Raw genomic sequence first — 14152 nt, forward strand, 5'->3', positions numbered from 1 at the left:
GATGGAAGCGGATTGTAAACCCCTGTCATCCAATTCTTCATGAATCGTTTTTACCTGATCACTTAAGTGATGTTCATTTAACCTACTATTATTTTTTTATAAATATCCATGAATATATCGTGTCTAATTCTTTTGAATTAATTCGTAAGTGCTGGACTATTTAAAATGTTTATTGGAGCAAGCAAACATACCCGGCATATAATATTGCAGGCAATTTGCCCAAATTCTTTTTCAGGGGGAGTTATTTTGAGACAAAATGAAATATGGCACCCTGTTGCCGACGAGATTTACTACAGCCTGTATGGTGAGCAAATGGTTTGTTCCATGAGCACGCAATTATTTCATATTCCCGAAACGAAAGATTTGAAAGGAAATGCGGATATGCATACGCATCTGATCCCAGCGTCCTATCATCGCGTTACAGCGAGCGGATCCGCTCAAAGATTGATGAATGGAGAGAGTTCGACATCCATACTTGAAACACTAGTTGACTGCATACGAAACGCAGAACAAAGAGACCGAAACGTGAGATCTGGTTTAGATGTCATGAGGAATGCTGCTCCCTCTTCTTACAAATCTTTTGTTGAAAACATCATACGCTGGCAGGATTATACTGAATTGCACTTACAAAATGCGAAACAAATCACGATGCGCATTACAAGCTCTTCCGCGTAACAGGTACAATACTCCATTGTAGCTAAAGCTGAAGGTGTAAATTTCTAAAGCCTCAGACCATTTGCCCTTTATGACAACCATAAACCTGAATAGCGAATAACAAGTGACAAAAATACGAGCAAAACCCTTATTTCAAAAATAGATGAAATAAGGGTTTTTCGCTGCATAAAACGCAAATCATTTTTTGTTCCATTCGTTGTAAGCTTCTTCATAGTCAAATTCAACTAACGCCACGATGAGACGATATATGTTTCCAATGATAACTTTAAAACCTAGAATCATGCCTGTTTGAATAACTCCTTTCATAATAAACGTTATATAACCACCTAAAGAAACGATCGGATAACAATAATGTACTCAAAAGGATTTTTTACTATTCTGCATAACATTTAATATTCTAATGAGAGTGAAAGTAGAGGAATCTTTACTAAGACATCGGAACTTGTGCGATAACCCGGCCCTCAATCCGTTCAAAAATATCATTTAAATCCCGACCTGTAATAGTAAGCCCGTGATTTTTGAGTCCGATAATGGTCCTTGAGGGATTGTCGGCATTCCTTACTAAATCTGCTACAGTTTCAGCTAATTGAAGTGTACCGCATGGATAGTTGGTTTCTGTAGCCTGCACTCCATCCATCCACGCATGTATATGTACAATTGCTCCAACCTTCGGATGTTCCTTATAAATCATCCAATGTTCAATAGCATCAACCGACGCTCTTTTAGGCGAAATACGTGGGGGGACACTTATTTCCATCGCGCTTTTCTGTGAATTAAATCCCTTTATATGCAAAATATCTTGTCCAATCACACGCATATTGGCTTTGTTAACCCCGCTCGCACTCATCCAAAAACTTTTAGCATCGTGTCGGCTGCTTAGATTCCCATAGCTTAAGCCACCTATCCCATATAATTTTTTTAACTGACGCATATCTCGATCTGTTAAATATTTTTCAAGTGGAAACGGCGCAGGCAGTAAATTCATATCATCTAATTTTTTGCCGGATAGGTACATTCTTTTTGTAATTTCGTTACCATTCCATAATTCTTGATCCAAATCATCCATGAAATCATTGTCAATCACTAATTGAGCTGATGCAATCGGTTCCAGTCTTTCATAAATCTTTTGAAAAAAATCCTTCTCCTGTTCATGTTGGTATGTTAATTTGTAGAATCCTTGTTCAGGAGTAATAAAAGAAACAACCGATTTATCTTTGGTATGCGTAATGAAAATTAAATGGTTCGCTATAGACCTTATTATATAAGGATAAGCTGATTCAAAAGTGTTTTCCGTTTCTTGATGGTCTTCTAATATCGATATAACAAAAGTCGCCTGTGCCTTTCTCCGAAATGGACGAGGATTTTCTTTGTCGATCACATTAAATACAAGCCTTATATCATCAACTGGTTCTTTGCAATATTCGTATCCTTCAGTTGAAAATTTTTCCTTTATTCCTTCCGTAAACCATGTAAGAAAAGGACTTTGTTCGGCACCATTTATTATAAAGTTCATTATGTATTCCTCCCTCTATAAATATTGATTTATCAACGGTTTGACCCGTCTTAGGGGTGTCAAAAAAATATTTTTCGACACGCTCACTAACATAATTTTAAAAATAAGTGATTCTCTTACAGTTGGTGGGTACGCTACGCGGTCACTACTGGTTAAATATGGTTGTAGTGATGGAGTAGTATACGATGCACTGTGGATCTCTGCGTCGCTTATGATGACGTACCCTCCCATGTCTCTTGGCATCTGTGTGCCTACATTCCTTTGTTCGGTCTAGTCATAAGGCAGAGACTGGCTAAGCTCCTTTAGGGACTCAAGGTCGAATGGGAAAAATTATGCCGGCTTCTCCGTGTCATCCTGTTGTCTAGTGGATCAAGTGAATGTACGCGTCAGGCAGCCTTTTCGAGCTTGAGAATATCCCGGATCATTCGCTTTGCGTCAAACGCCACATGCTTCGTACTGATTGCGTGCAGTACCTTCAGTAATTTCCCGCATAACACCACGATGGATTGCTTCTTGCGTAATGGATTGTCTGATCGGTTCGTGTAATACTCGTGCAACTGTCGAAACGCTTCATTATGACGGATCATGGGCATCATAACTCGAAAGAGGAGGGCGCGTAATCGCCTTCTTCCACGTTTGGAAATCCGTTTTTGCCCTTTATGCTGGCCGGAGGAATTTTCCCGTAAGGTCAGTCCCGCAAGTTTCAGTAATTGGCGCGGATCCTGATAGTGGGAAAAGCTTCCGATCTCCGATAATAACTCGTCAATCGTTGCATCGCCTAGGCCGGGCACGGTTTTAAGCCATTGGTATTCTATAGATTCCTTGACAAGTTCGGTCAACTGCCGGGTGAGTGACTCCATTTCTTCCTCAAGTTGGCGGTAACGGCGGACAAGTGTGACTATTTCAATACGGGCCATCTGCCGTCCTTCCGTGACGCCAATCGAGGTGCCTGCGAGTTCAATCAGCCTGGCTGCTTTTGGCCTTTGCGGAGCTTTGAGCCCCTCGCTTTTCCGATAAAGCGTCAATACCTCATCGGGCTCTTTCCCTGTGAGATCGCTTGGAAAAGGGGTATGTTCCAAAGCAGCGAGTGCCATTTTTCCGAATGACGGAAATACCTGCACAAACTCTGGGAAATACCGGTCCGTCCAACGGATCAGCTTGTTGCTTACGGAACCTAATTCCTCTACCAGTTTCGACCTCAGGCTGGCACCTACGCGCAGCTTCTACCCCTTTGAGGATCCGTGGATAGCTAAACCTTCCATCCTTCACAAGGCGCGCGATAACCAAGGCATCTTTGGCATCATGCTTTGGCAGATTGTAATCCAGCTCTTTGGATCGCTTGACATGCATAGGATTGGTCATGGCAAGGGGAATGCCCCTGTCGTCCAGGAAATAGGCCAGGTTCAGCCAATAATGCCCTGTCGGCTCGATACCGACGATGACCTCCGTCTTACCGGATTCCTTCATCGCTGTCATGATACGTTGATAAAACCTTTCAAATCCTTCTTTCGATTGTGAAACATTAAAAGCTTTTTGGAGCACCCGCCCTCGTTCATCGACAAAACAGGGGCATAATGCGTGCGTTTTGCAATATCCATTCCAATGACGATTGTTTGATCGGTGACTTGATTTATTTTCTGATTTTGAGTAAAATCCACGATGGAGTCCTCCTTGGTTCTAAGTTAGGGGTCAATTCGCACAGATTTGACACCGCGCATCATACCAAGAGGGCTCTTTTTGTTCAAGTCCCCGAAAAACCTCCTAACAGGAATGCTCCTTACTTGTTTCATTAAGCTCTTGATGTTACGGTTCAAAAACGACTTTTATTGCTGACCGGCTTTGCTTATTTGAAGCAGTGCCAAGAGCATTCCGGTATTCTTCTAGTGGAAATCGGTGAGTAACCAATTGCGACAGATCTACTTTTCCATCACGCATTAATTCAATCGCAATGTCAAACGTCCTTACTCTTTTGCCTTGATACTCCTCCGAGCTATACGCAAAGCTTCCTTTTACATCTAACTCATTGAGCCAGACTGTCGTCCAATCAATGCCATCCATTATTCCTGCCAGTCCTAACAGAACAACTTTTCCACCGTTCTTGGAAAACCGAAGGGCATCATTGATGCTCTGTTTTTTTCCAACACATTCAAAAACAATATCCGCCCCACCCTGTATGACCTCAGGTCCAAAAAGCGGTTTTAATACCTCACCCTTAATAGCTTTTGTTAACTGCTGGACATATGTTTGTTTTCGAAGGAGTATAATATCGTCTGCCCCATAACTGGATGCCAACTCAGCTTGAAAATGGTGTTTCACCAATGCTACAATTCTGCATGGGATTTCCAGTGCTCGTATAGCGGCAATTACAGATAACCCAATCACACCTCCTCCTATGACAAGTACAGTGTCGTTTTCTCTTGGAGGATTTCTTAGCACACTATGTAAAGCGCAGCTAAAAGGCTCTACCATCACACCGTTTAAATCATTCACTTCTTCGGGGAGTTTAAAAACTTGGCTTTTGTGCGCTACCAAACAGGAACTCCAGCCTCCTCCTGTGTCACGACATGTCCCTATTAATAAACCTGGTGACAAGGATCCTTCCGTTTTATGTAAACACAAACTGAAATTGCCTTTAAGGCATTCGGAACAATGATGGTCCAAGCCCCTCGTAACACATGAAAGAATCGGGTCTATTACAACTCGATCTCCAATATTTAAATCAGCAATACCTGATCCTACTTCCCCGATTTCCCCTACAATTTCATGGCCGATTGTGAATGGAAACGAAACAAATGGTGAAGTAGATGGACTATCATTAAGAAAAATAAGATTTAGGTCACTGCCGCAAATGCCCCCATATTTCACCTTTATTTTTACCCAATCTTCATTTGGAAGCTTCGGTTCCGATTGTTCGTAAAATTGCAAACAGGAAAGCCGTGAATGCCAATAAGCAGATGGAATAAACCTTCCAGCCATTTTACTGAAAACATAGCGAGGTATTTTATAATCGAATTGCAAAGCTTTCAATACATATCACCTTGTTTCTTTAATAGTTACAAATTAAGTGCCATCCCCTACATTTTTATTGTGCCATATACATTTCTATTCATGATTTTGTTAAATATGGGAAAAATAAAATCATTTTTCTTGATGATTCCTGAAACTATTGCTCTAAATCTTGATGGTAAAAAACTCAATTAACAACCTCTATAAACAAAATCCCCGACTCCTAAGAAAAGGAGCGGGGATTAGTTTTAAATATGGCAAGGAAATCAACTATATTAAAAACGAATATTATTTTGTGTTCAATCCATAATCAATCCTTATTCTATCACATGCCATTATCTAAATAGCGGATATCGGCATATCCTTTTTTTCGGCGGTACCAGATTATCATCATCGCCACAAAGATTAATACGACGGAAATGACTTGCGCCATCCGCAAATTATCCGTCAGCATTAAGCTATCCGTTCTCATTCCTTCGATAAAAAATCGACCGAACGAGTAGTAGATGATGTATGTCAAAAACAACTCACCGCGCCTTAAATTTGCCCGCCGGAGGGACATCAACAAGATAAATCCGCCAAAATTCCAAAGAGACTCGTACAAAAACGTGGGTTGATAATACGTTCCTTCTATGTACATCTGATTAATGATGAAATCGGGCAAATACAGATTTTCTAGAAATTCTCTTGATACGGGTCCCCCATGAGCTTCCTGATTGATAAAATTCCCCCAACGTCCGATTGCCTGGCCCAGAATTAGGCTTGGTGCCAAAATATCGGTAAGTTTCCAGAAAGAAATGTCTCGTACCTTCGCAAACACTAATATTGTCAATACCGCTCCGGTCAGTACACCATGCATGGCTAGTCCGCCTTCCCAAATAGCAATGATTTTTATGGGATTTTCGGCATAATACTCCCATTGAAAAATCACATAATAAAGACGTGCAGCTATGATTGAAATCGGAAGAGCAAAAAAGACGAGATCAACAAAAGTTTCTTTTGGCAAATCACGACGCTCGCTCTCACTCATGGCTAGCCATAGGCCGATAAGTACGCCGGAAATGATAATAACAGCGTACCAGTAAATTTGTATCGGCCCGATTTGTATCGCAACCCTATCGATCGGTTCTATCGTAGTTTCCATAAAACTCATTCCCGCCTTTTTTGATAATATTGAAATAATACCTCAATCAGCTAATCTTTTATTAATACATTTGAATTTGATCAAACTGAACATCACACATATTATTATTTTCATGACTGTTACCTGCTTCGGTTGCATCATTAACTGCGCTGCTCAATAATAAAGGAAAAATCGATAATTCCAATGTAAGTAAAATTACCTTGATCATTCTGATCACTCCAAAAGCAATATTTATTATTTTTAGAATGACCAGAATTTATACGGTTTATGTATTAATAATTAGAAAAAACTAATTGTATTTGGAAGCAGGAAATAAATAAAAATAGTATTAAATCCAAAAAGGGGTTTTCAGTATGAGTACAATGGACAAACAGGCATTGATGATTTATAACTCGTTTTCAGGAAAAAAGAGTGCCCATAAAGCTTTTCCGATTTTATTAAAAAAACTTGAAGAAATTGGTTACCAACTTACGATCCATCAAACAAAGGAGTTAACAAGTATCGGCAATCCCATTAAAAAAGCATGTCAAGACAGATGGGATGCAATTTTTATTGCAGGTGGTGACGGCACGATAAACCAAACACTACAGTTTCTGGCAGAGGAACCCTTTAGACCAACCGTGGGAGTATTCCCTTTTGGTACAAGTAATGAATTCGCACAATATTTAGGTATGTCGGGCAATGTGTTTCAAGCTCTTTCAGTCATTGAAAATGGCTTTACAAAACCAATTGACATCGGAAAATTTGGAAACCATTACTTTGCCAACATAGCAGCAGCAGGTTGGTTGTCGGATATTACCTATAAAACTTCTCGTTCCCTTAAATCTTCTTTAGGTGAATGGGCCTATGTCCTTTATTTTCTTAAAACATTTTTGTTAACGAAACAATCGGATACAATTTCAATTGATGTGTCTCCCAATAAGGTGATTTCTAACCTTTCTTTATTTTTAATCATGAACGGGAATTCCGTGGGTCCTTTTGAAAGTCTAATCAAGAATTCGACACATAATGATGGGTATTTCCATCTTCTCACCTGTAAAAAAACTAATCGATTACAGTTGCTTTTTTCATTACTTGCAAAAAAGTTCAACCTTACTAAAAATTCTTCAATAATAAATCATACTAAAATAAAATCAGGTTGCTTTATTCTACCAGAAACCATAGCTCTTAATCTCGATGGTGAAAAAGCTCAAGTAAAAAGCCTACAATTTGAAGTTTTGCCTCAGCACCTTCAGGTATTTAGCTTAGGATAAATACCTTTATAATGAACTTAGGAATTAGTACAGCCTTTCAAATGGCACTTATGATGAAGCTGTACTCACTAAGTTGTACATATAAATTTTTAGTTATATAGGTTAAATAAACACCTTATTTAAGCTTGTATATTCACAAGGCTAGAAGGAAATAATTTGTTTTAAAAAGTATGAGTAGGTGAGATTTTGTATTGTTTTATTGTAAATAAAGTATCTGGCAACGGAAGAGCGCTAAAAATTTGGTCTCTTATTGAAAAAATCTTGCAAGAAAAAAACATTCGATATTGTGTTCATTTTACACAGAAATCCAATCACGCTACACAAATCGTTCAGGAATATATAAATAATAAAGAAACGGCTGTAATTATTGCAGTAGGTGGGGATGGGACGGTTCACGAAGCAATTAATGGATTATCCGGTTCGAATATTCCATTAGGAATTATTCCCGCTGGTTCAGGAAATGATTTTTGTAGAGCATTAGGTATTCCACTTAGATTCGATAAAGCTTTAGAACGTATATTAAAAGATGAACGAAAAGTTATCGATATCGGACGTATAAACGATAAATATTATGCCACAGTAGTAGGAATCGGGTTCGACGGACAAGTGGCTCATACAACAAATATCTCAAAGTATAAAAAATTATTAAATTTATTTCGTTTGGGCGGAATCTCATATATTGTCGGTGTATTTAAAGTGTTGTTCTATTATAAACCTACAAATGTTGATTTAAAAGTTGATAAAAAACAACAGAAGATTGCCAATGTATGGCTAATTGCAGTCGCAAATTCACCGTCATATGCCGGAGGTATGTTGATATGCCCTAATGCAATAAATACTGATGGTTTATTCGATATTTGTATTGTTCAAGGAATTTCCAGATGGGAGCTATTACGTATACTTCCAACAGTTTTTAAAGGAAAACATACCTCCCATCCCTCTGTTACTATATTAAAAGCAAGAGAAGTAGAAATTCTTTCAGATTCCCCCATGATTGCTCATGGGGACGGGGAAATCATTGGTCAAACTCCTGTAAAAATTAGTGTAAAGCCAAGATCTCTATATGTACTCTAAAAAGAATAAAAACATCTACTGTATTAACCCATTTTCTTTTTGATTCAAGTGACGCTAACGCACCTCTATTTTGCACCAGTAAGGTAAACCATAAAGTATCGGAAGCCTCTTTAATACGTTTTTAAAAGTGAACGGATATTTAACAAATAACAAATTAGATGGTACAACATGTACTTGAAGTTTTACCGGAGGTGTCTTATGGAAATTATTTTATATTTGAGCGCTGCAGTGGCTGCCATTGCCTTTTTAGTCCTGGTGATTTTCTTATCAAGAACATTAAAATCACTTCAGGTCACTCTAGACAGTGTAGCTCACACTTTAAACGGACTAGAAAAACAAATGCAAGGGGTAACTGTTGAAACGGCCTCACTCCTGCATAAAACGAACGTACTTGCTGAGGATCTGCAAAAGAAATCCGAAAACCTGAATTCAGTGGTCACTGCTGTAAAGGGTGTTGGGTCTTCCATCGAAAGCTTCAATTCTTCCATTCAAAAAGTATCTAATAAAGTGCAAGCAGGGATCGACAATAATCAGGAAAAAATATCCCAAATCGTTCAATGGAGCAATGTGGCTATGGAAATCCGCGACAAATGGAAAGCGCGCAAAAATCAAAGCCTCCCGGCTGTCCAACCGCTAGGGGTAACAACAATTGAGGATGAAACAACAGATAATTTGCCAAAAAAAATTTTTTAAGATCGAGATAATACAAAAAGTTCAAACAATTGTAAGTACCAGTAAGAAAAAATTGCGCGACTTCTGCTTCCATTACGGATCCTGGCAAAAATGCAGCCCAGTTAAAACTGGATAAAACAGAAAAGGCATTTGAAGAAACGGAAAACCGTTACAATTAATAACTAACTTTCCTCTTAATCAGAAGGAAAGGTAAGGTATTTTGCGAAAATGCGCATATCCGTGTACATGATAATTTGGATTCCAATTTGGCCTGGTATAAGGTGCTGAAAGAAAGTAATGAACTTTTTTGGCTCTATTGACCCTAGAGTCCCACAGGTAAGTGATTGAATGCCTAGAAATACAGAGTAATACCACACGTTCTGATATCTTAGTCTGTTATATCATAAAAGGAATTAGAGCATAAAATGTTAAACATAACTCCTGCGTTTAATCGAGTAGGGGGTGACTCCCTCGCCTCACACCACCGTATGTACCGTTCAGTATACGGCGCGGCAGTCCGAATAAGTATCACGGAGAAAGGTGTATCTGCTAATGCAAAAATATCCGCATCAACCTACAAAATATGCTCTTAAACGTTAGAAAATCTCTCTCAAATCTGCGTTCAATCTTATGCTAACGATTTGCTACTCATTGTATAGGCTCTTTATGGAAAGTAAACATGATTACAATATTATGCGAAACATAAAAGGAAACATATCCTGAAGTTAAAGGGTGAATAGGAAGAAATCAGAAGTAGACCGTCCTTGCAGTAGTGTGTTACGTATCGAACGAATTTATGCCCTCTATGTCCTAATTCCTTAACCAGCTGATGGAGAATAATTCTAGAAATATGGGGCTCAGCGGACCCCCTTGAGGAGTTCCCTAGATGCAATTGAGTTACGACCCCCTCTTCATGGCTCATAGCTTGAAGGTATTTTTGGATTAATCCTAGGTTTTGTTTTGACTTGCAACGTCTTTAGCTATTCAACCCTTATATGATGTTCGTATTTTTTTACACCGGAGGTTTACCGCTCGATTTTTCAGATTCCACGTGCCGTGCGTGGATACCCTTGCCCGAAGCCAACTGTTAGTTCTGCCTTCACAACTCGGGACTGACTGAACCCATTGCTGAGCGCACAAGTTAAAACCCTTAAATCAGACGATGAAATAAGGGTTTTTTCTTTTAGCAAAAAAAGTGGCGTTTACGTTTTATATGGGAGTATAAGTTTTTAATTTTTTTTCCCATTACTGTATTTTTTATAAGACAAATTTTTCAACTGCGAATCATGCAGTTTTGAAAAAATGAGGAGCGCAAGTATCGTTCCAACTAAGGCAAGCGACATATCCCATTGTGTATCCCAAATACTGCCTTGTGTTCCTAAAAAGTCTTTAGCCGCTTTACCGCCCTTTGTAATTTTCGAAACTAACCATTCGATAATTTCGTACAAGGCGGCAATTGACAACGAAATGCTTGTCACTATGCCAAATAACCATGAACCTTGGGATAATGGAGTTTTCCTTAATAATATTTCTCTGATGACTATCGCAAACAGACCTTTTATCAAATGTCCGAATCGGTCATAGTGATTCCGATTGAAATTAAAAACATCTTTTACCCAATCAAAGAGAGGAACCCGCGAATATGTGTAATGACCACCGACGAACATAATAATCGCAAGAATAGCAATAATAATATACGAAAGAGTAGTAAGCCGGAACTTATTGTAGATCGCGATCACGATAGTCAATCCCACAACGGCGGGAGCAACCTCCATTGCCCATGTCAAGTATCCGGCTGGCTTAATGACAGACCATATAAAAACTGCTAAAACAACTAATAATATAAAAAAGTGAACTTTTGTATTCTTATCATTAACCATTTTTTTCACCTCTGCAAATTTACATTTAGTATATGAAAATAAGGAAGTTCCATACATTTACTTTAGAACAAATGGTCCTTGCTTTTGGAAAAGGAGAAATTTGATGTTAGTTTAACGGGTGATACATGTATGCCGGAACGGACCAAACAGTAAAGTCTGTTCAAAGGTATATCAATATATAGAAGACACTGAATACGTAAAGGGAGTACAGAAGGAAAACACACATACCTAGCTTATTAACTTTCGACAATTTATTTTATGGCTTTTTATCAATCAACTTTATCATTACTGGCGATGTCAAAAATACCACGTACTTAATCATCATTGCACTAATCCTAGATGCCCTGGATGGACGAGTGGAAATGGTGAAAGTAGTGGTAACAGGAGCAGCAGGTAAAATCGGCCTATGGACCGTAAGGACAATCTTAGAGGCCGGTCATTTGCAAAATAAGTATATGCCGATAAAAACGCTTCGTATCTTGAATTGGATTTCCTTTAGACAGCTGATATTCTTTCAACAGAATCGTGCCATTCGTATCGACTAATACAGCCTTCGATGAGGTAGAACCTCCATCCAGACCAACGACAGCACTAATCGTCTGACCCCGGTTCAAACGCAGCCGGTATAAATTTCGGAATACTGTATTGACGGCGAAATTGCTCCAATTCTTCTATACTTTTCACAAGAGGAGCGCCTGCTTTTTCCCCAAGCTTTGCTTTGCGCCCATGGGTAATAAATGTTTTCAAGTCTTCCAGCCCCTTGTAAACGCCTACTCCCTGGGGTTCATGCAAGCCATACATAACGGCGCCATACGCCGCATAATACTGGGCATTTTCAGGGATAAAAATCAATTCTTCAAGCGGGATGTCTTTCGGGTAATCGTATCCTCGCTGTTCCCATGATTCCGGAATTCGTTTTCACCAACATTGTTGCAGAAAAGGCAAATATGTATTAGGTCCACCTAATAACAGCACCTTATGTCGCAATGTATTCCCGCGGGTCAATACCGAAAGATTCTGCATGACAATGGCATACGCCAGTGAACACATAATTTCAGATGACGGAATACTGCTTTTCACCAGATTTACAATGTCTGTTTCAGCAAATACGCCGCATTTGGCTGCAACATGATGAAGCTTTGAATCATCAAATTCCAGCTTTGCTACTTCCTCTTCCGGCAGTCCAACTTTAATCATGCACTTATCAATCGTGGCACCCGTACCAGAGGCGCATTTGTCATTCATCGACGTAATCGCTTGCTTGTTTCCGGTTTCTTCGTTTTCTTTAAAAATAATGATCTTGGCGTCTTGTCCTCCTAGTTCAATCACACTGCCAACATCCGGGTGAAGTTGTTCTACTGACATCGTAACCGCATTCACTTCTTGAACGAACTTGGCTCCAATATGCTCGGCAATGGGTCCACCCCCAGACCCGGTAATAAACACGCGTATATCTTCCTTCTTCACATCCGGATTAAAAATTCCTGAACCTTTTCAGCCTGTTTCGTATGGTGCCGTTGATAATCTGACCAAAGAATTTCTTTATTTTTGGGGTTACCACTGTAGCCTTGACGGTCGTTGAGCCGACGTCAATCCCTATAAATAAGGAATTTAGGCTTTGAATTCCGTCCTTCACAAAATCACTTCCTCACCATGAAATTACAATTTTTATTATTGCAATTAAGTAAACAATATATTCATAGTGAAAACCCTGCTTCTTTTACTATGATCATTAGTAAAAAAATTGGATCAGAAAATAATGGATTTATTATTAATATTTACAAATGTGGTTATTATCCCCTATCTTGTAAAGGAAACGGAATGCTGTCCCTGAGCTTTACATTTTCATTCATATTTTTGATAAATATGGTATATAAGACATTTTACATATGAAGTATACCAATAACTCCCTTTATTAACGATAATAAAAAAACAAATAATGAACAAAATGTAAAAGTCAATTTGACTCAATTCACTTGCAAACGGAGGATCAAATGGATGGATAAACGAGTTTATTATATTGCCCTGGGAGATTCTCTCACTACAGGAGTAGGAGCTTCTACACATGACCATTCATTTACGGCCAATTTTTTTCAAGTAATAAAACAGACAAAAGAATGCCAGTACATGAATTTTGGTAAATCTGGTCTAAGCAGCGGGGAATTGCTTCAATTTCTTATCGATTCCAAAACCCCCGATTTATTAAAAAGAGCAACTCATATTACGATTACAACAGGAGGAAATGATTTTATCCGAGCTTATCAGAAAAATGTTAAACCCTCAGAATACGTGAGTACGGTGCAGACGTTAAAACAAAATTTGAGGCATATATTACGCAATCTAACTGAAACTAATCTAAACACTCAAATATTCTTGATGGGTCTTTATAATCCAGGGCCTCTGGACCATAAATTATTTAAGTTAGCCAATAAATTGATTCAAAGGATCAACCATTTTTATGAAAAGACCTCAAAACAATTTAGTGTTCATTTTATTAACCCTATGGATACTTTTTTAAACAAACCCAACCTTTTGGCAGATGAAGTTCATCCAAATGATTTAGGCTATATGGTTCTGACCGACTTGTTTCTAAATAAGCAAAGGATTGCATCATTACCTTTAAAATAAACAAAATCCCCGACTCCTGAAAAGGAACGGGGATTAGTTTTAAATATGGAAAGGAGATCTAAATAGCTGGATAAACGAAATTATTTTTTGTTCAATTCTTTATCAATCCCTTATTCTATCACATGCCATTATCTAACCCATCTTCCGCTAATCACCATTTGTCGAAAACCCGTATTGGTAATTGACAATTCGCGACTTATTTTTCTGTGAAATAGCGAAATAATCATAAAAATACACAAGTGCAAATAGAAGTGGCTTTCATCACTATATCTTTCGACAAAGGGTTTCGACAAAAACGATTATCCAG

The 14152-nt window shown here is 38.6% G+C and carries 10 protein-coding genes and 3 pseudogenes; 6 read left to right on the forward strand and 7 right to left on the reverse strand.

From position 1 onward, the window contains the following. Window positions 1–246 precede the first annotated feature (246 nt). The gene (locus ELQ35_RS13740; RefSeq protein ID WP_246026073.1) at window positions 247–675 is read left to right on the forward strand and encodes a hypothetical protein; all 429 of its coding nucleotides are present in this window, start codon (window positions 247–249) and stop codon (window positions 673–675) included. Between the two features lie 427 nt (window positions 676–1102). Here the strand turns inward: ELQ35_RS13740 and ELQ35_RS13745 are convergent, their stop codons facing one another. From ELQ35_RS13745 to ELQ35_RS22640, 5 genes and pseudogenes are all read right to left on the reverse strand, one after another. Next, complete coding sequence (locus tag ELQ35_RS13745) at window positions 1103–2191, reverse strand: class II aldolase/adducin family protein (RefSeq protein WP_126865390.1); 1089 nt, start codon at window positions 2189–2191, stop codon at window positions 1103–1105. Between the two features lie 383 nt (window positions 2192–2574). Next, window positions 2575–3846: pseudogene (locus ELQ35_RS13755) on the reverse strand (IS110 family RNA-guided transposase). 145 nt (window positions 3847–3991) lie between these two features. Further along, window positions 3992–5215 (reverse strand): zinc-dependent alcohol dehydrogenase, encoded by a 1224-nt coding sequence (locus ELQ35_RS13760; protein ID WP_126865392.1) that lies wholly within the window; start codon window positions 5213–5215, stop codon window positions 3992–3994. Between the two features lie 304 nt (window positions 5216–5519). Then, window positions 5520–6338: a prolipoprotein diacylglyceryl transferase gene (lgt, locus tag ELQ35_RS13765; RefSeq protein WP_126865393.1), complete on the reverse strand. Its 819-nt coding sequence runs from the start codon at window positions 6336–6338 to the stop codon at window positions 5520–5522. Between the two features lie 61 nt (window positions 6339–6399). After that, window positions 6400–6546, reverse strand: coding sequence for a hypothetical protein (locus tag ELQ35_RS22640; protein ID WP_185861772.1), 147 nt, complete (start codon window positions 6544–6546; stop codon window positions 6400–6402). A gap of 145 nt (window positions 6547–6691) precedes the next feature. Between ELQ35_RS22640 and ELQ35_RS13770 the strand changes: the two genes are divergently transcribed. The 4 genes and pseudogenes from ELQ35_RS13770 to ELQ35_RS23760 all read left to right on the forward strand — a co-directional run. Next, a complete protein-coding gene (locus ELQ35_RS13770; protein ID WP_126865394.1) occupies window positions 6692–7591 on the forward strand; it encodes a YegS/Rv2252/BmrU family lipid kinase in 900 nt (299 codons plus the stop codon). Between the two features lie 186 nt (window positions 7592–7777). Beyond that, a complete protein-coding gene (locus ELQ35_RS13775) occupies window positions 7778–8665 on the forward strand; it encodes a diacylglycerol/lipid kinase family protein (RefSeq protein ID WP_126865395.1) in 888 nt (295 codons plus the stop codon). A gap of 198 nt (window positions 8666–8863) precedes the next feature. Beyond that, the gene (locus ELQ35_RS13780; RefSeq protein WP_126865396.1) at window positions 8864–9358 is read left to right on the forward strand and encodes a DUF948 domain-containing protein; all 495 of its coding nucleotides are present in this window, start codon (window positions 8864–8866) and stop codon (window positions 9356–9358) included. 176 nt (window positions 9359–9534) lie between these two features. Then, window positions 9535–9634: pseudogene (locus ELQ35_RS23760) on the forward strand (DUF6044 family protein); the annotation flags it as partial. 932 nt (window positions 9635–10566) lie between these two features. On the opposite strand, the gene ELQ35_RS13785 reads toward ELQ35_RS23760, so the two are convergent. Together ELQ35_RS13785 and ELQ35_RS13795 are read right to left on the reverse strand one after the other, a co-directional pair. Next, a complete protein-coding gene (locus tag ELQ35_RS13785; protein ID WP_126865397.1) occupies window positions 10567–11217 on the reverse strand; it encodes a DUF2238 domain-containing protein in 651 nt (216 codons plus the stop codon). Window positions 11218–11669: 452 nt separating this feature from the next. Further along, window positions 11670–12853, reverse strand: a pseudogene (locus ELQ35_RS13795) (BadF/BadG/BcrA/BcrD ATPase family protein); the annotation flags it as partial. Window positions 12854–13215: 362 nt separating this feature from the next. On the opposite strand from ELQ35_RS13795, the gene ELQ35_RS13800 reads away from it, so the two are divergent. Further along, window positions 13216–13845, forward strand: a complete 630-nt coding sequence (locus ELQ35_RS13800; RefSeq protein WP_126865398.1) for a GDSL-type esterase/lipase family protein — start codon at window positions 13216–13218, stop codon at window positions 13843–13845. The last annotated feature ends 307 nt before the right edge of the window (window positions 13846–14152 follow it).

The organism is Peribacillus cavernae (assembly GCF_003989135.1).
Taxonomy (GTDB): domain Bacteria; phylum Bacillota; class Bacilli; order Bacillales; family DSM-1321; genus Peribacillus; species Peribacillus cavernae.

What these genes read in the sequence shown, in the direction of transcription:
- lgt (WP_126865393.1), bottom strand. Translation starts at nt 6,338, where the DNA reads ATGGAAACTACGATAGAACCGATCGATAGGGTTGCGATACAAATCGGG.
- ELQ35_RS22640 (WP_185861772.1), bottom strand. Translation starts at nt 6,546, where the DNA reads ATGATCAAGGTAATTTTACTTACATTGGAATTATCGATTTTTCCTTTA.
- ELQ35_RS13770 (WP_126865394.1), top strand. Translation starts at nt 6,692, where the DNA reads ATGAGTACAATGGACAAACAGGCATTGATGATTTATAACTCGTTTTCA.
- ELQ35_RS13780 (WP_126865396.1), top strand. Translation starts at nt 8,864, where the DNA reads ATGGAAATTATTTTATATTTGAGCGCTGCAGTGGCTGCCATTGCCTTT.
- ELQ35_RS13785 (WP_126865397.1), bottom strand. Translation starts at nt 11,217, where the DNA reads ATGGTTAATGATAAGAATACAAAAGTTCACTTTTTTATATTATTAGTT.
- ELQ35_RS13800 (WP_126865398.1), top strand. Translation starts at nt 13,216, where the DNA reads ATGGATAAACGAGTTTATTATATTGCCCTGGGAGATTCTCTCACTACA.